12 protein-coding genes are annotated in these 20,969 nt (G+C 61.8%); 10 read left to right on the forward strand and 2 right to left on the reverse strand.

The window, feature by feature from the left end:
* Positions 1–152 precede the first annotated feature (152 nt).
* Positions 153–509, forward strand: coding sequence for a hydroxyisourate hydrolase (uraH, locus tag ACR0DA_RS10110; RefSeq protein WP_093963044.1), 357 nt, complete (start codon positions 153–155; stop codon positions 507–509).
* Positions 510–513: 4 nt separating this feature from the next.
* Here the strand turns inward: uraH and ACR0DA_RS10115 are convergent, their stop codons facing one another.
* Entirely contained in the window at positions 514–1,428 is a 915-nt protein-coding gene (locus ACR0DA_RS10115; RefSeq protein ID WP_170337811.1) for a LysR family transcriptional regulator, read from the reverse strand.
* Between the two features lie 95 nt (positions 1,429–1,523).
* Here ACR0DA_RS10115 and ACR0DA_RS10120 point away from each other — a divergent pair, with 95 nt between their 5' ends.
* The 3 genes from ACR0DA_RS10120 (at position 1,524) to ACR0DA_RS10130 (ending at position 8,795) form a co-directional block, all read left to right on the forward strand.
* Positions 1,524–2,747, forward strand: coding sequence for a urate hydroxylase PuuD (locus ACR0DA_RS10120; RefSeq protein ID WP_170438308.1), 1,224 nt, complete (start codon positions 1,524–1,526; stop codon positions 2,745–2,747).
* 232 nt (positions 2,748–2,979) lie between these two features.
* Positions 2,980–4,707, forward strand: a complete 1,728-nt coding sequence (locus ACR0DA_RS10125; RefSeq protein WP_254444928.1) for an autotransporter assembly complex protein TamA — start codon at positions 2,980–2,982, stop codon at positions 4,705–4,707.
* Positions 4,704–8,795, forward strand: a complete 4,092-nt coding sequence (locus tag ACR0DA_RS10130; protein WP_480753812.1) for a translocation/assembly module TamB domain-containing protein — start codon at positions 4,704–4,706, stop codon at positions 8,793–8,795. Before ACR0DA_RS10125 ends, ACR0DA_RS10130 begins: the two co-directional genes overlap by 4 nt.
* A gap of 20 nt (positions 8,796–8,815) precedes the next feature.
* On the opposite strand, the gene dnaE is transcribed toward ACR0DA_RS10130, so the two are convergent.
* Positions 8,816–12,316 (reverse strand): DNA polymerase III subunit alpha, encoded by a 3,501-nt coding sequence (dnaE, locus tag ACR0DA_RS10135; RefSeq protein ID WP_480753813.1) that lies wholly within the window; start codon positions 12,314–12,316, stop codon positions 8,816–8,818.
* Positions 12,317–12,661: 345 nt separating this feature from the next.
* Between dnaE and xdhA the strand changes: the two genes are divergently transcribed.
* The 6 genes from xdhA (at position 12,662) to ACR0DA_RS10165 (ending at position 20,939) form a co-directional block, all read left to right on the forward strand.
* Positions 12,662–14,023, forward strand: a complete 1,362-nt coding sequence (gene xdhA, locus ACR0DA_RS10140) for a xanthine dehydrogenase small subunit (protein WP_480753815.1) — start codon at positions 12,662–12,664, stop codon at positions 14,021–14,023.
* A complete protein-coding gene (xdhB, locus tag ACR0DA_RS10145) occupies positions 14,020–16,422 on the forward strand; it encodes a xanthine dehydrogenase molybdopterin binding subunit (RefSeq protein WP_480753816.1) in 2,403 nt (800 codons plus the stop codon). The genes xdhA and xdhB overlap by 4 nt, the downstream gene beginning before the upstream one ends.
* Complete coding sequence (xdhC, locus tag ACR0DA_RS10150) at positions 16,422–17,357, forward strand: xanthine dehydrogenase accessory protein XdhC (RefSeq protein WP_480753818.1); 936 nt, start codon at positions 16,422–16,424, stop codon at positions 17,355–17,357. Before xdhB ends, xdhC begins: the two co-directional genes overlap by 1 nt.
* Complete coding sequence (locus ACR0DA_RS10155) at positions 17,354–18,871, forward strand: ABC transporter ATP-binding protein (protein ID WP_170370916.1); 1,518 nt, start codon at positions 17,354–17,356, stop codon at positions 18,869–18,871. Before xdhC ends, ACR0DA_RS10155 begins: the two co-directional genes overlap by 4 nt.
* 62 nt (positions 18,872–18,933) lie before the next feature.
* Entirely contained in the window at positions 18,934–20,016 is a 1,083-nt protein-coding gene (locus tag ACR0DA_RS10160; protein WP_170337792.1) for an ABC transporter permease, read from the forward strand.
* Between the two features lie 2 nt (positions 20,017–20,018).
* The gene (locus ACR0DA_RS10165) at positions 20,019–20,939 is read left to right on the forward strand and encodes an ABC transporter permease (protein ID WP_260063432.1); all 921 of its coding nucleotides are present in this window, start codon (positions 20,019–20,021) and stop codon (positions 20,937–20,939) included.
* The last annotated feature ends 30 nt before the right edge of the window (positions 20,940–20,969 follow it).

Here is a 20,969-nt window from a genome sequence, read left to right on the forward strand (position 1 = left end):
CCGTGATGGATTATCAAATCAATCCGAACGCTGTTTCCGGTTGTTTCGGCGTTCCCTGCGCCATGGCCTTTGCCGCAAGGTGGGCAATGCAAACCGGATTGCCTAAAATGGCATCCGAAGACGAAACGTGCAGACAACAGCAGGAGCAACTCGTGGCAGGCTATCTGACGACCCATGTTCTGGACACGGCGCGGGGATGTCCGGCCGAGGGCCTGAAAATCGCGTTGTACCGGGTGTCCGGCAATTCGCACCGGAAATTGGTTGAGATGGAAACCAATGCGGACGGGCGCACCGACAGTCCCATCCTGCCGGAAAAGACTTTCAAGACCGGTATCTACGAGTTGATCTTCTTTGCGGGGGACTACCTGCGGGCCTCCGGGCAAGCCGTTGAAGACCCTCTTTTCCTTGATCAAATACCGATCCGGTTCGGCATGTCCGACCCCGAGGCGCATTACCATGTGCCGCTTTTGCTGTCGCCATTCGGGTATTCGACCTACCGGGGCAGCTGACCCCTCAGACCTGCGACATCCGCACCACGTCGCCGATCCGCGAGATCATGAAATCCATGAACAGGCGCGCCTTGGGGTCCTGATGTCGCCGATGCGTGTAGAGACACGCCATCTGGACCGAAACCGGTGGCGTGTCGACGGCGACGGGCACCAATCGCCCGGCCTTGAGATGCTCGGCCACTTCAAAAACGGGTTTCATAGCGATCCCCTGCCCAGCCAGCGCCCAATCAGTCAGAACATCGCCATCGTCGCACTCGAACCGCCCGGACACTGCAAACCGTTTGGGTCCTTCGGCTGTCTGCAGCAGCCATTGGAACTCGGTCGCCCCGGGGAATCGCAGGTTCAGACATTCGTGCCGGTCCGAGATCAGCTCCGCCCCGGTCCGGGGCATGCCTCGGCGCGCGACATAGTCTGGCGCCGCACACAAGACACGCTGGCAATCCGCGATTTTGCGGATCCGCAAAGTGCTGTCTTCGGGTTGACCGATGAAGAACGCCAGATCCAGCCCTTCGGTCGTGAGATCAACAGACCTGTCCGTCAGGCGCAACCGCACGTCAATCTCGGGGTAGTCGGCAAGAAATTCAGGGACTTGAGGCGCCAACAGCCGTCGCCCGACCCCCAGTGGGGCCGCTACGAAAAGCGATCCCCGGGGCGCTTCGGTCAGGTGCACGACCTGCGCCTCGGCCTCGTTCACGGCATCCAGAACCGCAACCGCACCGGGGTAGAACGCCCGGCCCTGCTCGGTCGGGCTGAGGTTTCGGGTCGTACGCTGGAACAATCGCACACCCAAATGATCTTCGAGTTGGGAAATCCGCGCCGAAGTCACCGCTGGCGAGATTCGCAGATCGCGTCCGGCCGCGGACATGCTGCCAAGATCATAGACCCGGACAAAGGTACGGATATTGTCGAGATAGGACATCTTTTCGTTTTTTTTGATACAGTTTGACAATATACGGGAATACCGAAGAAAACCCCGTTTGCCTAGTGTGTCGGCAAGCAATCGGAGAGCTTTGCATGTATGAATTCGCCGTGTTCTGGGACTGGATGGCATTTGCGGTGCGGTGGCTGCATGTCATCACGGCAATCGCCTGGATCGGATCGTCGTTCTATTTCATCGCGCTGGACCTCGGCCTGAACCGCGACATCCCCGGTCCTGCGGATGGCGAGGAATGGCAGGTGCATGGCGGCGGGTTCTATCACATCCAGAAATACCTTGTGGCGCCCGAGCGGATGCCGGACCACCTGACCTGGTTCAAATGGGAAAGCTATGCAACCTGGCTCAGCGGTGCGGCCCTGTTGATGATCGTCTATTGGGTGGGCGGCGAGCTGTATCTGATCGACGCACAGAAGGCCGATCTGGCGCTGTGGCAGGGCATCCTGATCTCGGCGGCGTCGCTGACCGTGGGCTGGCTGATCTATGATTTCCTGTGCAAATCGGGGCTGGGCGAGCGTCCGACCCTGCTGATGCTGTTGCTGTTCGTTCTGCTGGTGGCGATGGGCTGGGGCTACAATCAGATATTCACCGGCCGCGCGATGATGCTGCATCTGGGTGCCTTCACCGCCACGATCATGACGGCCAATGTGTTTTTCATCATCATGCCCAACCAACGGATCGTTGTGGACGACCTGAAAAACGGCCGCACCCCGGACCCGAAATACGGCAAGATCGCCAAGCTGCGCTCGACCCACAACAACTATCTGACTTTGCCGGTGGTCTTCCTGATGCTGTCGAACCACTATCCCTTGGCTTTTGCGACCGAATACAACTGGATCATCGCGGCGCTGGTCTTCCTGATGGGTGTCACCATCCGGCACTACTTCAATACCCGCCACGCCCGGGCCGGCAACCCGACCTGGACCTGGCTTGTGACGGCCCTGCTGTTCATCGCCATCATGTGGCTGTCCACTGCGCCGATGTACAAACCGCTGGAAGAGGCCGAGGCGCAGCCTCTGACCCCGTTCGAGGAGCGCTTTGTGCAGGCCAGCGGCTTTGAAGAAGCCCATGACGTAGTCTTGGGGCGCTGTTCCATGTGCCACGCGCGCGAGCCCGTCTGGGACGGAATCCTCTGGGCACCCAAGGGTGTTTTTCTGGAAACCGAAGGTGACATCGCGCGCAATGCCGAGCAAATCTATCTGCAGGCTGGCGTCAGCCACGCGATGCCGCCGGCCAACGTCACCTATATGGAACCCGAGGACCGCGAGGCCATTATCCGCTGGTTCCGAAACGCGGGCCTGTAGCGGCAGCTTTTCCACAACTTCGCATGGGAACTGGGAGAACCGCGTTTATTTCTTTGCCTGAGCGGTTTGAGATGGTCTAACTGTTTCCCAAGGGACCGCGGCGCCGCGACAAGCAGCGCAAATCAATGCGGCCCGGGACAGGTGGAGCCATTTGATGCAGGCGAGCAGACGTAGGGGCGGTCTGAAGAACTGGTGTGCGGGTGTGTTTTTTGCCCTCGCCCCGACCTGTGCGATGGCACTGGAAACATCGCTTGCAGCGCCAGGTTTGTCGGACGACTTGAAAAAGCAGATTGAGGAAACGTCCTCGGTCATGACTGCCGACAACCGGGGGCTGGACACTCCGCTTGAAGTCCTGTCAGCCGCGTTGTCGGATTACCGAACGATCGTGCAAATTCTCTATGATGCCGGATATTTCGGCCCGTCGGTCAGCATCAAGCTGGACGGGAAGGAAGCGGCAGATCTCAGCTCGCTGAGCGTTCCTGCGCAGATCAATCGGGCAACGATCACCATTCGCCCCGGCAAAGCGTACAATTTCGGAACGGCAGTCGTTCAGCCTTTGGCCCCCGATACCGAATTGCCCGAAGAGTTTGCCCCCGGCAAGCTGGCCACGACCGGCGCCATTCAACAGGCGACTTCGGCCGGGATTCAGGCCTGGAAGGACGCGGGCCACGCCAAAGCGAAACTGCGCGATCAACAGATCATCGCCCGGCACGCACAGGCCCAGCTGGACGCCCGGATCGACCTGGATCAGGGGCCGCGGCTGAAGTTCGGCAAGATGTATATCGAAGGCGGCACCGATGTCCGCCACAGTTCGATCGAGAAAATCGCCGGTTTCCCGTCGGGCGAGGTCTACTCGCCCGAAAAGCTGCAAAAGGTCGGCACACGGCTGCGGCGGACCGGTACGTTCAGCACCGTCTCGATCCAGGAACGGGACACGCCGAACCCGGACGGCACGCTGGATTTCGACGCCACCTTCGAGGACTTGCCCAAACGCCGCTTGACGTTTGGGGTCGAACTGGCCTCGCGCGATGGCTTGGACGTGACCGCGACCTGGACCCACCGCAACGTGTTCCGCCGCGCTCAACGGCTGCGCTTTGAGGCCGCCATCCGAAACATCGGCGGGTCTGAGGATATCGACGGGCGGTTGGGTCTGCGTCTGGATCAGCCCGACCGACTGGGCCCGGACGACAACACCTTCTGGAGCGCGCTGCTCGAGCGCCGAAACACCGACAATTACAGCGTGTCGGTTGCCTCGCTGACCTATGGTGCGCGGCGGACGTTCTCGGACGAGTTGTATGCCGAGGCGGCTGTGGGCTTTTCCATCTCGAACGCTGACGACGCCTATGGTGACGGCCGCAAGTTCAGATATTTCATCATTCCGTTCCGGTCCGAGTGGGACAAACGCGACAGCAAGGTCAGCGCCACCCGCGGGTATTACCTGGACAGCCAGTTCATGCCCTTTGTCGGCATCTCGGGCACGGATACCGGGCTGCGCCTGTTTTTCGACGGTCGCGCCTATACCAGCCTGGGCACTGGCGGCCGGATCGTGCTGGCCGGTCGGGTGCAACTTGGATCGATTCTCGGCCCCCCGGCGGATGGTGTCACACCGGATTTCCTGTTCTTCTCCGGCGGCGCGGGCACGGTTCGCGGTCAGCCCTATGAAAGCCTTGGTGTCCCCGTCGGCACGGGCATTGCCGGCGGCAAGTCCTTTCTTGGCCTGTCGGGCGAGGTGCGCGGCAAGGTCACTGAAAAGCTGTCTCTTGTAGGGTTTTACGACTACGGTATCGTAGACACGTCCTCGTTCATCGGCAGTGGCGCCGAGTACCACGCCGGCGCGGGCCTTGGCGTTCGGTACGATCTGGGCGGCTTTGGCCCGCTGAGGCTAGACCTGGCGGTGCCTGTGCAAGGTGACACGGGCAACGGGCTGCAGTTCTATATCGGGATCGGGCAAGCATTTTGAGGCGTTACCTTTCATATCCTCTGGCGGTCGGGGCAACCGCCTTTGCCCTGTCCGGCCCCGTGGCCGCGCAAGAGGAAGAGAGCGGTGGTCTGCTGACCGATTTCCTGCAGAACACGTTATCCGGGGACAACCGCAATATCCGGGTCATCGGCTTGGAGGGCGCGCTGAGCTCTCGCGCACGCATCCAGGAGATCACGGTGGCCGACGACGAAGGGGTCTGGCTGACCATCAAGAACGCCGAGCTGGATTGGAACCGGCTGGCCCTGATCCGCGGCCGGTTTTCCGTGAACGCCCTGACCGCCGAAGAAATCGACATCGCACGCGCACCCGGCAAGACCACCACGGACGAACCGGCCGCCACCGCCGAGACCGAACCCTTTCAACTGCCAGAACTGCCCGTGGCGATTGAGATCGGTGAACTGCGCGTCGACGAGTTGTCCCTGGGCGAACCGCTGATCGGCGTTGCAGCAGACCTTTCAGTGGACGGAAACCTGAATCTTGCCGATGGCGCGCTGGACACCAAGCTGGATATCAATCGGTTGGACCGGGCCGGCGATCAGATAAATCTTGTGGCCGGTTTCCAGAACGAAAGCCGGCAAATCGACCTGGACCTGACCGTCTCCGAGGCGTCAGGTGGGCTGATTTCGACCGCATTGAATATACCGGACAGCCCACCCATCGGCCTGACGGCCAAAGGGTCCGGTCCGATCACCGACTTCACGGCGGATATCGGGCTGAGCAGTGACAATGTCGACCGTGTCTCGGGCCAGGTGCGTCTGCGCGGGATCGAGAAGACCGAAGGGGCGGCAGACGAAGGCATTGCCTTTACCGCCGACCTGGGCGGCGACCTGACCCCATTTTTGGCCGCCAACATGGATACCTTCTTCGGTACGGATACACGTCTGTATGTCGATGGCCGTACCGGAGCCGAAGGTGCGCTGGAGATTACCGAGGCGGACATCACGTCCGAAGCTTTGAAACTGGAAGCGCAGCTCAGCCTTGGAACAGGCGGGGCGCTGCAACTGGTAGCCGTCCAGGCAAGGATCTCGCCGCCGGCCGGGGACGACGTGGTCCTGCCATTCGGTGGAGGAGACACATCTGTCAAGGCCGCACAGCTCTCTGCGCTTTTCGACCACGAAAACGGCAATCATTGGGACCTGAGCCTGACGACCGAGAATGTTGTCACACCCCAAGTCCAGATTGCGCACACGCGGTTGACCGCACAGGGCACCCTGACTCAGATCGGCGGTCTGGACCTGACCGGAGACCTTCAAGCCTCTCTGGACGGTTTGGACTTGGCTGATCCTGCTCTGAACACAGCGGTGGGCGATCGCGTCACCCTTGATGGCCTGTTCGAATACGGACGGGACAAGTCGCTCCGACTCTCGGGTTTCGAACTTGGGGGAACCGACTATTCAGCGACCGCCGATGCTGTCGTCAGCGGGCTTGAAAGCGGTCTGAAGATTGACGGATCGGCAACGATGCAGGCGTCCGATCTGTCTCGTTTCTCTGAGGTCGCCAAATTGGATCTGGGCGGCCGAGCATCGGTCCGGGTCGAGGGGGCGGGCTCGCCGTTGGAGGGCAGTTTTGACGGCAAGCTGGCCGTTTCCGGACAAAACCTGTCCACTGGTCGGGACGATATCGACCCCATCATCGCGGGCGAGACGGACATCACGCTGGACGCCAAGAGGGATGCAAACGGCATCCTGATCCGCGCTCTCACCATCGACGGCGAAACCCTGAACGCACAGGCGGATGGCGCGGTCACCACTCCGAACGGCAATTTCACCATCGACGGCCAGGCCCGGGTGAATGCCTCTGACCTTTCGGTATTCTCCGGCCTCGCCAAGCGCGACCTTGCGGGGACCGTTCAGGCCCAGGTGGATGGCAAGGGCACCGTGCAGACCCTTGAGTTTGATGGCACTGCGCAGGTGACGACTACAGACCTGCAAACCGGGCTGGATCAGGTGGATCCGCTTGTGACCGGGCGCGTCGTCCTGAACTTCGACGGCGCGCGCACCGGTGACCGGATCGAAATCCGCAAGGCAACCGTTGACGCAGCCGCGCTGAATGCCCAAGTCGCGGCAACCATCGACGATCCGACCGGAAACCTGGCCTTTGACGGTCAAGCACAGGTCGATGCCCCCGATCTGTCCGTCTTTTCCGGACTGGCAGGCCGTACGTTGGCGGGCGCGGTCACGGCGGATGTGACCGGTCGAGGGGCCCGTGGCAGCAAAGTCTTCGACGTGCAGGGCAAAATCAATGCAGAGGACATCTTGACCGGAATCGAAGCGGTGGATGCGCTGATCCCCGGACAGACGACGCTGACAGTCGACGCATCGAACGGCGAGGAAGGGTTGAACCTCCGCAACTTCCGGCTTGCAGGGACGGCCTTGTCCGCCAACGCATCCGGCATCTTGAGCCGCGAAAGCGGCGGGTTGAGCTTCTCCGCCGGGTTGGACGACCTCGCCCGGGTTTCACAGACCCTGACGGGACCGCTGAAGGTGAACGGGAATGTGGCTCCCACATCCAGCGGAGTTGAGGGCACGGTCAGAGTGACCGGCCCGGAGACGTCCTATGCCAATCTGGTAGGCAGCGTAAATACGGATGGCTCTGCCGACCTGGACTTTGACGCCAAGTTCGATCGGGTCGAACGTTTTGCGCCCGAGTTTCCGGGCAGCTTGACGGCGAAAGGCAATGCAACGCGCCAGAACGGCGTGTGGACCATTGATGCCAATGCCGCCGGACCGGCCGAGATCAGCAGTGCGGTCAAAGGAACCTACGACGAAGCCTCGGGCAATGCCGACATTTCCGCACAGGGCGGCGTCAATTTGGGCATTGCAAACATCTTCATCACGCCCAACAAGATCGACGGATCGGCCCGGTTCGACCTGGCGTTGAAGGGTAAGCCGGCGCTGGAGTCGCTGAGTGGTCAGGTCACCACCTCAGGGACGTCGATGGCAATCCCCAGCGTTGGACAGACCATCACCGATATCGGCGGAACTGTAGACCTTGCCAACAGCCGCGCAACGATTTCGATGCGCGGCGGCATGCGCGCCGGAGGCGGATTTACGGTCAGTGGCCCGGTCGACCTTACACCGCCGTTCAACGCGCAGATCACAACTGCAATCAACAATCTCGTCCTGACCGACAATCTTTTGTACGAGACCACGTTGAACGGCCAGATCGCTATGACGGGCGCCTTGGCAGGGAACAGTTCGCTGGCCGGGCAGATCACGTTTGGCGAGACCAATATCAACCTGGCCGCGGCATCTGGCGCGGTGGGGGCCGCGCCGATCCCCAAGATCGAACACGTGAACGAAAGCAATGCCAGCTACGTCACTCGGGAACGGGCGCAGCTGGTAGAAAAGGAGAAAACGTCGCAATCGGACTCTCGCATCTCTCTCGACATCAGCCTGTTGGCCCCCAAGGCGGTTTTCGTGCGAGGTCGCGGTGTGAATGCTGAATTGGGCGGTGCGATCTTCATCAAGGGCACCACCAAATCCGTCATCCCATCGGGCCAGATCGAACTGATCCGCGGTAATCTGGACATCCTTGGCCGGAGGCTGGCGCTGACCAAAGGCGTCGTCAGCCTGCAGGGCGACCTGACGCCGTATATCGAGTTCGAATCCTCGGCCAGCACTTCGGATGGAACCGCAACGTTGGAAATCGCGGGCCCGTTGGATTCTCCGACAGTCGATGTGTTCTCGGACCCCGAACGCCCCGCCGAAGAGGCGCTGGCAATGCTGTTGTTCGGCAACCGCTTTTCCGAACTGTCCCCGTTTGTCATCGCCCAGATGGCCGCGTCGCTGGCCCAGCTGAGCGGTGCCGGTGGCGATGCCACCAAGGGCGTTCGGGACGCCACGGGCGTAGATACCGTCGACGTCGGCGCGACCGAGGGCGGCGGCGGGCGTCTGGGCGCCGGCGCTTATCTGAGCGACAACCTGTACACCGATTTCACCGTGAACACCGAAGGCGACACCGAGGTGAACCTGAACCTGGACGTCAGCGACAGCGTGACGGTGCGCGGCACCGTAGATGGGCGCGGCGATACCGGCATCGGGATTTTCTTCGAGCGTGACTACTAGGGTTGGGCGGGACCGCCACCCTAGACCTCTTCGACGGACAAGACCCCATCCAGTGATTTGATGGCACCCTTGATCTGGGGATTGATCGGGAACTCCTGCCCCAGATCCATTTCGACTTCTCCCGGCAAGCCCGGATCGAGCAGACACAAATGGATCGGCCCTTTCGAGGCGTTTTTGGCCGCCACCGCAGCATTCGCGAGAACGCTGGCGACCGTCGACAGCGCCTGTGATTGGTCCAAAAAGATACGAAGCCCGGTCGCGCCGGCCTCGGCCACGACTGAATCCGCCGGCCCGACCGAGCGCGCCAGCAGCTTCAGCTGGTCGGCCTCCATCGTGGCCTCGGCCGTCAGCACGACCTGCGCGCCGGTTTCCAGATATTCGCGTGATTTCTCGAGCGTTTCCGAGAACAGCGTCACCTCGTACGCCCCTGTCGGGTCGGACAGCTGGGCAAAGGCGAACCGGTTGCCCTTGGCCGATTTCCGTTCCTGCCGCCCGGCGACCACACCGGCCATCTTGGCGATCAACGGACCCGAGCGTGCCTTTTCGGTAACCTCGTCCAGTGTCATCACCTGCTTGCGTTTCAGCGCGGGCATATAGTCGTCCAGCGGGTGCCCGGACAGGTAGAAGCCGATCGCCTTGAATTCCTCGCTCAGCCGTTCGGCAGGCAGCCAGTCGGGTGATTTCGACAGGCGCGGTTCGGGCAGGTCGTCGCCGGCCTCGCCAAACAGCGACACCTGGTTCGAATTCTTCTGTTCGTGGATCGCGGCGGAATACTGCACCAGCTGTTCGAGGCTTTCGAAGACCCGGCGGCGGTTCTTGTCCAGTTCGTCAAAGGCCCCCGCGCGCGCCAGCATCTCCAGCGGCCGTTTTCCAACCTTCTTCAGATCGACCCGGCGGGCAAAGTCAAAGAGGTTGACGAACGGCTTGTCGCCCCTGCCCTGCACCACGAGGTTCATCGCCTCGACGCCCACGTTCTTGAGCGCGCCCAGCGCATAGACCAGCTTGCCATCCACCACATCAAACGTTGCCTGCGACCGGTTTATGCAAGGCGGCACGTAGGGCAGTTCCAAACCCTTGCGGACCTCTTCGAAATAGATCGCCAGCTTGTCGGTCAGATGGATATCGCAGTTCATGACACCGGCCATGAATTCGACCGGGTGGTTCGCCTTCAGCCAGCCGGTCTGATAGCTGACCACCGCGTAGGCCGCCGCGTGAGATTTGTTGAAGCCGTAGTTGGCGAATTTCTCCAGCAGGTCGAACACCTCGGACGCCTTCTTGGCATCTACCCCGTTCGCGGCTGCCCCGGCCTCGAATTTCGGGCGCTCGGCGTCCATCGCCTCTTTGATTTTTTTACCCATCGCGCGGCGCAGCAGGTCGGCGCCGCCGAGGCTGTAGCCCGCCATGACCTGCGCGATCTGCATCACCTGCTCCTGGTAGACGATGATGCCTTGCGTTTCTTCCAGAATGTGGTCGATCAGCGGGTGGACCGAGGTGATCTTGCGCTGGCCATTCTTGACCTCGCAATAGGTCGGGATGTTCTCCATCGGGCCGGGGCGGTAGAGCGCGACAAGCGCCACGATGTCCTCGATGCAGGTTGGTTTCATGCGCTTGAGCGCATCCATCATACCCGAGCTTTCAACCTGGAACACCGCCACGGTCTTGGCCGCGGAATAAAGCTTGTAAGTGGCCGGGTCATCCAGCGGAATGGCATTGATCTGGTTTTCGGCCCCCTCGGCCGGCTCGTACAGCTGCCGACCGTCGGCCGCCACGTGCAATGGCCGGCCGGATTTGAAGATCAGGTCCATGGCGTTCTGGATGACCGTCAGAGTCTTGAGGCCCAGAAAGTCGAATTTCACCAGGCCGGCCTGTTCGACCCACTTCATATTGAACTGGGTGGCAGGCATGTCCGAGCGGGGGTCCTGATAGAGCGGCACCAGCTCGTCCAGCGGCCGGTCGCCGATCACCACGCCAGCGGCGTGGGTCGAAGCGTTGCGCAGCAGCCCCTCGACCTGCTGGCCATAAGTCAGAAGGCGGTCGACCACCTCTTCGTTGCGGGCTTCTTCGCGCAGACGCGGTTCGTCTTTCAGGGCCTTCTCGATCGACACCGGCTTGACGCCTTCGACCGGGATCATCTTGGACAGGCGATCCACCTGGCCGTAAGGCATCTGCAGCACCCGCCCGATGTCGCGCACCGCGGCCTTGGACAAGAGCGCGCCGAAGGTGATGATCTGGCCAACCTTGTCGCGGCCGTATTTCTGCTGAACATACCGGATCACCTCTTCGCGGCGGTCCATGCAGAAGTCGATGTCAAAGTCGGGCATCGACACCCGTTCGGGGTTCAGGAAGCGTTCGAACAGCAGGCTGTAACGCAACGGGTCAAGGTCGGTAATCGTCAGCGCATAGGCCACCAGCGAACCCGCGCCCGAGCCACGGCCCGGACCGACGGGGATGTCATGATCCTTGGCCCATTTGATGAAGTCCGCAACGATCAGGAAGTAACCGGGGAACCCCATGCCCTCGATGATGTCCAATTCGAAATCCAGACGCTTCTGGTATTCCTCAGGTGGGACAGCGTGCGGGATCACCGCCAGTCGGGCCTGCAGACCCTCGTTGGCCTGGCGGCGTAGCTCCTCGACCTCGTCATCGGCGAATTTCGGCAGAATCGGATCCCGTTTGTAGGCCATGAAGGCGCAACGTTTGGCAATCTCGACCGTGTTTGCGATCGCCTCGGGCAGATCGGCAAAGAGCGTGGCCATTTCCTGCGGAGATTTGAAGTAATGCTGCGCGGTCAGGCGGCGACGACCTTCCTGCTGGTCGACATAGGCACCCTCGGCAATGCAGATCAGCGCATCATGCGCCTCATACATATCCGAGGTCGGGAAATAGACGTCATTCGTGGCCACCAGAGGCAGGTTCTTGGCATAGGCCATTTCCACATGGCCGCGCTCGGTCAGGCGCTCGGCCTCGGGCTGGCCATCCTCGCCGGGATGACGTTGCAGTTCGATATAAAGCCGATCGGGGAACATCGCGGCCAACCGATCTACCAGCACCTCGGCCGCCGGACGCTGGCCCTGCTGCAACAGGCGGCCAACGGGGCCGTCCGGTCCGCCGGTCAAGCAGATCAGCCCATCGGAATGCGCAGCCAACTCCTCAAGCGTGACCTGCGGCAACTGCCCGCCCTTGTCCACATACAGGCACGAGCTGAGCTTCATCAGATGCTCGTACCCCGTCTCAGACTGTGCCAGCAGTACAATCGGCGCGGGGGGCTTGGGTTTTTCCCCCGGCTGCGCCTGAACATACGCCAGATCAACCTGGCAGCCCATGATCGGCTGCACACCCGCACCGCTTGCGGTGACCGAGAATTCCAGCGCCGCGAACATGTTGTTGGTGTCCGTCACCGCAACGGCGGGCATGTCCATCTGCTCGCACAGCGTTGGCAGTTTCTTCAGGCGCACCGCCCCCTCGAGAAGGGAGTATTCGGTGTGAACTCGGAGGTGGATGAATCGAGGAGTACTGCTCATACGAGGCAGGCTATCGCACTCGCGACCCGGGAAAAAGCCGGAACAGTTAGGGCCGATTGCTGAAAAAATAGCCGCGCATTATTCGGAGATTCCAGAAGGTGCTTCAGCCGACGCCACCTGGGTTACACCAAAATCTCTTTCAATTCATATGCCTAGATAATAATGACGTGGTGCATATCAAGGCATGGGATCGGGAATGGTACATTCGGCAGGCAGTTTTTCTTGCCAGCGCGCACAGGCTGTTTCTAACATCTTCATGCAAGCTACAAGCCCGCTTCTTTCTCTACGTCGCATCGAGACAGGAGCACCCATGGGCGCAACCGGGTAAGGCGACGGGTTTCAAGAATGAATATCACGTTTCTTCTGAACGGAGAGACAGTGGAGCTGGCGGATGTCGATCCGACGGCCACATTGCTGGATTGGCTGCGCGAGGATCGCGGTCTGACCGGCACGAAGGAAGGCTGCAACGAGGGCGATTGCGGAGCCTGCACCGTCATGGTGACGGATGAGGCCGGCGCCAAGGCGCTGAATTCCTGCATTCTTTTTCTGCCACAACTGCACGGCAAAGCAGTGCGCACGGTCGAGGGGGCGAGCGGTTCCGACGGCGAGCCGCATCCCGTGCAGCAGGCGATGGTCGACCTTCATGGCTCGCAATGTGGATTCTGCACGCCCGGTTTCGTGATGTCGATGGTGGCCAGCCACGCCAACGGCGCGACAGATCATGACACGCAACTGGCCGGCAACCTGTGCCGCTGCACCGGCTATGCGCCGATCATCCGCGCGGCAAAGGCCGTCGAAGACCAGCCGGTGCCGGTCTGGGTTAAGGACAAGCCGGTCGCGGCCAAGCCGGCCTCACCCCTTCTGCCGAAGTCATCCGACGAACTCGCCAAAGTCTTTGCCGCCCATCCCGGTGCAACTTTGATCGCGGGCGCCACCGATGTCGGCCTTTGGGTCACCAAGCAGCTGCGGAACCTGGACCCGGTGATCTTTCTGGGCGGCTGCGACGATCTGAAGGAGATCTCGATCACCGAAGACGAGGTGCACATCGGCGCGATGGTGGACATGAACCGCATGGGCGCGGCGATGGCCGATCTGCATCCGTCCTATGCCGAGATGATCCGGCGCTATGCCAGCGTGCAGGTGCGCCACGCGGCTACGGTGGGCGGCAATATCGCGAACGGCTCGCCCATCGGGGACAACCCGCCCGCGCTGATCGCGCTGGGGGCCACGCTGCACCTGCGCAAGGGCGACGAGCGCCGGTCGATCCCTATCGAAGATTTCTTCATTGACTATGGTAAGCAGGATCGCGCGCCCGGCGAGTTCGTGGAAGCGGTCAGCTTTCTGCGCCAACCCGACCGGCTGAAATGCTACAAGCTGAGCAAACGGTTCGATCAGGATATCTCGGCCGTATGCGGCTGTTTCAACATTATCGTTTCGGACGGCGCCGTCTCGCAAGCCCGGATCGCCTTTGGCGGAATGGCCGGTGTGCCGAAACGCGCGACACGGGTTGAGGCCGCGCTGACCGGTCGCCCGTGGACGGCGGAAACCGTTCAAAGCGCTTTGCCGGCCTTTGCCCAGGACTATTCCCCGATGAGCGACATGCGTGCCTCGGCCCGCTACCGGCTGGAGACCGCAAAGGCCATGCTCGAACGCTATTTCCTAGACGATCAGGGCGAGCTGACCAATGTGCTGGAGGTGTCGGCATGAGCGTGACCAAGCCGCTGCCCCATGACGCCGCACCCCTGCATGTGTCGGGAACCGCCCGCTATGTTGACGACATTCCGACCCCCAAGGGCACGCTGCATCTGGCGTTTGGCCTGAGCCCGATCGCCAAGGGCCGGATCACGGCGATGGACCTGTCGGACGTCCGCGCGGCCCCGGGGGTCGTGATGGTGATGACCGCTGAGGACCTGCCCTTTGCCAATGACGTCTCGCCCTCGATCCATGACGAACCGCTGCTGTCCGACGGCACCGTTCATTACGTGGGCCAGCCCGTGTTTCTGGTTGTCGCCACCAGCCATCTGGCCGCCCGCAAGGCGGCACGGCTGGGCAAGGTCGATTATTCCGAGGAAACGCCGATCCTGACGATCGAAGAGGCTCTGGCCGCAGACAGCCGGTTCGAGGACGGCCCCCGCATCTATGCCAAGGGTGATGCGGATGCCGCCATCGCGCAGGCGTCGCATGTGATCGAAGGCACGTTCGAGATCGGCGGGCAGGAGCATTTCTACCTGGAAGGTCAGGCGGCGCTGGCGGTGCCGAACGAAGGCAGCGACATGCTGGTGCATTCCTCGACCCAGCACCCGACCGAGATTCAACACAAGGTGGCCGACGCTTTGGGCGTTCCCATGCACGCGGTACGGGTCGAAACCCGGCGGATGGGCGGCGGGTTCGGTGGCAAGGAAAGCCAGGGTAACGCGCTGGCCGTAGCCTGCGCAGTTGCGGCACGGGCAACCGGTCGAGCCTGCAAAATGCGCTATGACCGGGATGATGACATGACCATCACCGGCAAGCGCCACGCCTTCCGCATCAGCTACAAGGCCGGCTTTGACGAAAACGGCCACATTCAGGGTGTTTCCTTCCTGCACTACGCCATCTGCGGTTGGGCGCAGGACCTGTCGCTGCCGGTCGCCGACCGCGCGATGCTGCATTCCGACAATGCGTACCTGCTGCCCAATGCGCGGATCGAGAGCCATCGGCTGAAGACCAACACACAGTCCGCAACCGCCTATCGCGGCTTTGGTGGACCGCAAGGCATGGTTGGCATCGAACGGGTGATGGATCACGCCGCGCATGTGCTGGGTCTGGACCCGGTCGAACTGCGGCGGCGGAACTACTATGAACCGGCGCATACAGGCGTTGAAGAACCGGTGCGGGACAAGCCGCTGGGCCACCCGGATCCGCACGAGGATCTGACCAGCCGCGGCGCGGTTGACACCGGCCGTTCGGTGATGCGCCCCGTCCCCGCGGGTGGCAACACCACCCCCTATGGCATGGAAGTCACCGATTTCGAGCTGCATCCCATGACCGAAGCCCTGCTGGAGTCCTGCGATTACGCAGCCCGCAAGGCGGCAATCGAGAAGTGGAATGCCGAAAACCGCGTGATCAAGAAGGGCATCGCCTTTTCGCCGGTCAAGTTCGGGATTTCCTTCACGCTCACCCACCTGAACCAGGCCGGGGCGCTGGTGCACGTCTATCAGGACGGCTCGGTGCATCTGAACCATGGCGGCACCGAGATGGGCCAAGGCCTGTTTCAGAAAGTGGCGCAGGTGGCGGCCGCGCGGTTCGGCATTCCGCTGGAGATGGTGAAGATCACCGCGACCGATACCGCCAAAGTGCCGAACACCTCGGCCACGGCGGCCTCGTCGGGCAGCGACCTGAACGGGATGGCGGTCAAGGCCGCCTGCGACACGATCCGCGACCGGATGGCCGCCTATCTGGCCGAGCGGCATCAGACCGATCCATCGGCGGTCGTCTTTGCCGATGGCCGGGTCAGCGTGGGCGAGGAAAGCTATAGCTTTGCCGAGGCGGCGGCGCTGGCCTATCAGGGGCGTGTCAGCCTGTCGGCAACCGGGTTCTACAAGACCCCCAAGATCGAGTGGGACCGGATCGCCGGACGCGGGCGCCCGTTCTTCTATTTCGCCTATGGAGCTTCGGTGACCGAAGTCGCCGTGGACACTCTGACCGGCGAGAACCGCATCCTTCGGACGGATATCCTGCATGATGCGGGTGCTTCGCTGAACCCTGCGCTGGATATCGGGCAGGTCGAGGGCGGCTATGTGCAAGGTGCGGGCTGGCTGACGACCGAGGAACTGGTCTGGGACGACAAAGGCCGGCTGCGCACCCATGCGCCATCGACCTACAAGATCCCCGCCTGTTCGGACCGACCGGGTGTGTTCAACGTTGCGCTTTGGGATGGTCAGAACCGCGAAGACACCATCTATCGCTCAAAAGCAGTGGGCGAGCCGCCTTTCATGCTGGGCATCTCGGCCTGGCTGGCGTTGTCGAACGCGGTTGCGGCCTGCGGCGACGGGTATCCTGCGATCAATGCCCCGGCCACCGCCGAAGAGGTCTGGACCGCCATTCAACGCATGCGTGGAGGTACCTGATGGGATTTGACCGGGAGACTTTGAGGGAGGCGGTCAAGACGCATGGCAAGGTGACCCGCGTGGTCATTGCCGCAATCCGAGGCTCGTCCCCGCGCGAGGTCGGCGCCGCGATGCTGGTCTGGAAGGGCGGGCAATCCGGCACGATCGGGGGCGGCACGCTGGAGTATCAGGCGACTGAGGCCGCCCGGGTCCAGCAAAGCCCAACCTGCCTGTCCCGCCATGCGCTGGGTCCCGACCTCGGGCAATGCTGTGGCGGTGCCGTAACGCTGCTGAGCGAGGTCTATGACCTGAAATCCATCGAGGCCCTGGACGATACCGTCATCGCACGCCCGACTGCCGGTGGTGACATGCCATTGTCGGTCAAGCGGCTGCTGGCAACCGCACGCGCACAGGGTATCGCGCCTGACCCACAATTGCTTGACGGCTGGATGATCGAGCCGGTGCACACACCGACCCGCCAATTGTGGATCTGGGGGGCCGGTCATGTCGGACGGGCGCTTGTGGATGTGCTGTCGCCTCTCCCCGATCTTGCCATCACCTGGGTGGACACCGCCGCCGACCGGTTTCCGGCTGACATCCCAGCAGGTGTAACCGTGGTTCCGGCAGCGAACCCGGCCGACCTCGTACACCACGCACCGGTTCAAGCCGAGCACTTGGTGCTCACTTATTCACACAATCTGGATCTGGAACTGTGCAACCGGCTATTGACGCACGGTTTTCGCTTTGCCGGGCTGATCGGCTCGGCTACGAAATGGGCGCGATTCCGCTCGCGCCTGGCTGCGCTGGGTCACTCACCGGCTCAGATCGCCCGGATCACCTGCCCGATCGGTGACCCATCGTTGGGCAAGCACCCGCAGATGATCGCAGTTGGTGTGGCAGCGCAAATTCTGCGCCCCGCCCGACAGAACGACTTGAAGAAGGACCAGAGCGCGTGACCACTCCACTACTGAGCTTGCAGGGGCTGACCAAGGCCTATCCCGGCGTCGTGGCCAACGACCACGTGTCCTTTGACATCGGTGAGGGCGAAGTTCACGCCCTCCTGGGCGAAAACGGCGCGGGAAAATCCACGCTGGTGAAGATGATCTACGGGCTGGTCAAGCCGGACAGCGGCACGATGCTGTTGCGCGGCCAACCCTATGCGCCGGCCGAGCCGCGTGCGGCCCGTGCCGACGGCATCGCCATGGTGTTCCAGCATTTTTCGCTGTTCGACGCGCTCAACGTGGCCGAAAATATCGCCCTGGGCATGGAAAGCCCGCCGCCGATGGGTGATCTGGCATCGCGTATTCGCGAGGTCTCGGAGACCTATGGCCTGCCGCTGGATCCGTATCGTCGGGTTGGTGACCTGTCCGCCGGTGAACGCCAGCGAGTTGAGATCATCCGCTGCCTGCTGCAGGACCCAAAGCTGCTGATCATGGACGAACCGACCTCGGTCCTGACCCCGCAGGAGGTAGATATCCTTTTCGAAACACTGAAAAAACTGCGGTCGGAAGGAACTTCGATCCTGTACATCTCGCACAAACTGGAGGAAATCCGCACGCTGTGCGACCACGCCACCATTCTGCGGCTGGGAAAGAACGTGGGTGAATGCACACCCAGCGAAACATCCGCCCGCGACATGGCAGAAATGATGGTGGGATCAGCCCTTCAGACTCCTGAACGGTCCGGGCGCGAGTTCGGACCCGTCGCGCTGGATGTTTCCGGGCTTTCGGTTCCGTCCCCTTCCGAATTCGGGACCGCGCTGAAGAACGTGCACCTGACCGTCCGCAAGGGCGAAGTCCTTGGCATCGGCGGCGTGGCCGGCAACGGTCAGGACGAACTGCTGGGCGTTCTGTCCGGTGAAATCCTGACGGACGCGGATGCGATCCGCTTCAACGGCCAGCCGATCGGCAAACTGGGCCCGACGGCCCGGCGCAGACTGGGTGTGCTGACGGCCCCAGAAGAGCGGTTGGGACATGCCGCGGCGCCGGACATGAGCCTGACGGAAAACGCTCTGCTGACCGGCTCGGTGCGCGAGTCTCTGGAGAAGAACGGTTTTTTGAAATGGGCCGACACCCGCGTGTTTGCGGAGAAGATCATTCAGGCATTCGACGTGCGGACCCCGGGGCCGGAAAACGCCGCGCGGTCGCTGTCGGGCGGCAACCTGCAGAAATTCGTCATCGGCCGGGAAGTCCTGCAAAACCCCGAAGTGCTGGTCGTGAACCAGCCGACCTGGGGCGTCGACGCCGCCGCAGCCGCTGCGATCCGTCAGGCCATTCTGGACCTTGCGGCCAAGGGAACGGCGGTGGTCTGCATCAGCCAGGATCTGGATGAACTGATGGAGATTTCCGACAGTTTCGCCGCCTTGAACGAAGGGCGCCTCAGCGCTCCGCGACCCACAACTGGCCTGACCGTCGAAGAGATCGGTCTGATGATGGGCGGCGCGCATGGGATGGAGGTGGCCCATGTGTAGCCTACGGTGCCGCCTCTGGCGCAATAATCCAAAAAAGACGAAGACTTTGGGGGGATGAGCAAATGATAGTGTTGGAGAAACGGCCACAGCCGTCCAAGGCGTGGTCTTATGCCACCCCTCTGGTCGCAGTGCTGGCGACCATGGTTTTCGGCGGGTTGCTGTTTGCAATTCTGGGCAAAAACCCGGTGGAAGCGATCGGAACCATCTTCTGGGAACCCCTGTTCGGAGAATTCTCATTCTACTACCGACCGCAACTGCTGGTGAAGGGCGCACCGTTGGTTCTGATCGCCATCGGTCTGTCGCTGGGTTTCCGCGCCGGTATCTGGAATATCGGCGCCGAGGGCCAGTACATCATGGGCGCCATCTTCGGCGCCGCGGCCGGCCTGGCCTTCTACCCTCTGGATGCGTGGTACGTCTTTCCAATCATGGTGATCGCCGGCGCGTTCGGCGGCTGGATCTGGGCGATGATCCCTGCCCTGCTCAAGGTTCGGTTTGGAACCAACGAGATTCTCGTTTCCCTGATGTTGGTTTACGTGGCCGAGCAGTTTCTGGCCTCGATGTCGCTGGGTCTGCTGAAAAACCCTGAGGGGTTCGGGTTTCCCGGCTCGCGCAACCTGCAGTCCTATGAAAGTGCCCACAATGCCGAACTGTTTGCCGGAACCGGCATGCACTGGGGCGTCGTCGCGGCCTTTATCGCGGTGATCTTTGCCTATGTCCTGCTGAACCGGCACATGCTGGGATTTCACATCCGCCTTACAGGCGAAGCTCCGCGCGCGGCACGATTTGCCGGCGTGAATCCCCCGCGGCTGATACTGTTTTGCCTGGGGCTGTCGGGCGCGTTGGCCGGTCTTGCCGGTATGTTCGAGGTCTCGGGCCCGTCCGGCGTGGTCAGCATCGACTTCAACGTGGGTTACGGCTTTACCGCGATCATCGTGGCGTTTCTGGGCCGTCTGCACCCGGTGGGCATCCTGCTGGCCGGCGGCCTGATGGCGCTGACCTATATCGGTGGCGAAATCGCACAATCGCAGCTGGGGCTGCCGGCTGCGGCCATCCAGGTGTTCCAGGGAATGCTTCTGTTCTTCCTGCTGGCCTTCGATCTTTTGACCAACTACCGCATCCGTGCGGCCCGTAGCGAGGTGGCGTGACCATGGACCTTGGAGAAATTAATCCTGTTCTTTTGCTGGCCTCATTGATGGTTGCCGCAACCCCGCTTCTGCTTGCGGCAATCGGAGAGCTTGTCGTCGAAAAGGCCGGCGTTCTGAACCTCGGCGTCGAAGGCATGATGATCGTGGGCGCAATCAGCGGATTTGCGATCTCGGTCGAGACAGGCTCGCCATGGTTGGGTTTTGTCGCGGCGGCCGTTGGCGGTGCGCTGTTGTCGCTGCTGTTCGTTCTGCTGACCCAGTTCGCGCTGGCGAACCAGGTGGCCAGCGGTCTTGCGCTGACGCTGTTTGGCTTGGGCTTCAGTGCCCTTCTGGGCCAAAGCTATGTGGGCATCAAACCGCCCAGCATGGGGGACATCCATATCCCGCTGCTCAGCGATATTCCGGTTATCGGTCCGATCCTGTTCCAACATGATCCGATCCTCTATCTCGGGATCGCGTTGACGGCAGCGGTATGGGCCACTCTGAAATACACCCGCGTCGGGCTTATCCTTCGTGCGGTGGGTGAGAACCATGATGCAGCGCATGCTCTCGGCTACAAGGTCATCAAGATCCGCATTATGGCGATCCTGTTCGGCGGGGCCTGTGCGGGGCTTGGCGGTGCATATATCAGCCTGATCCGGGTCCCTCAATGGACCGAAGGCATGACCGCCGGAGTCGGCTGGATCGCTCTGGCTCTGGTGGTGTTTGCCAGCTGGAAACCGTGGCGTGCCTTGCTGGGTGCCTATTTGTTTGGCGGAATCACGGTCTTGCAGCTTAATCTGCAGGCAGCGGGCGTTGCCATACCTGTCGAGTATCTGGCAATGTCGCCCTACATCATCACGATCCTTGTGCTTGTGATCCTTTCGGCCGACAAGAGCAGCGCACCTGCCTCACTGGGCCGGACCTTCCACGCCTCGCACTAGGGGCCAACTGTACCAACTTGGGGAGTAACT

Source organism: Ruegeria sp. CI8 (genome assembly GCF_056536865.1).

Excerpts from the sequence above, each read along its gene's own strand:
- ACR0DA_RS10115 (WP_170337811.1), bottom strand. The coding sequence starts at position 1,428 with ATGTCCTATCTCGACAATATCCGTACCTTTGTCCGGGTCTATGATCTT.
- ACR0DA_RS10120 (WP_170438308.1), top strand. The coding sequence starts at position 1,524 with ATGTATGAATTCGCCGTGTTCTGGGACTGGATGGCATTTGCGGTGCGG.
- ACR0DA_RS10125 (WP_254444928.1), top strand. The coding sequence starts at position 2,980 with ATGGCACTGGAAACATCGCTTGCAGCGCCAGGTTTGTCGGACGACTTG.
- dnaE (WP_480753813.1), bottom strand. The coding sequence starts at position 12,316 with ATGAGCAGTACTCCTCGATTCATCCACCTCCGAGTTCACACCGAATAC.
- xdhA (WP_480753815.1), top strand. The coding sequence starts at position 12,662 with ATGAATATCACGTTTCTTCTGAACGGAGAGACAGTGGAGCTGGCGGAT.
- xdhB (WP_480753816.1), top strand. The coding sequence starts at position 14,020 with ATGAGCGTGACCAAGCCGCTGCCCCATGACGCCGCACCCCTGCATGTG.
- xdhC (WP_480753818.1), top strand. The coding sequence starts at position 16,422 with ATGGGATTTGACCGGGAGACTTTGAGGGAGGCGGTCAAGACGCATGGC.
- ACR0DA_RS10160 (WP_170337792.1), top strand. The coding sequence starts at position 18,934 with ATGATAGTGTTGGAGAAACGGCCACAGCCGTCCAAGGCGTGGTCTTAT.
- ACR0DA_RS10165 (WP_260063432.1), top strand. The coding sequence starts at position 20,019 with ATGGACCTTGGAGAAATTAATCCTGTTCTTTTGCTGGCCTCATTGATG.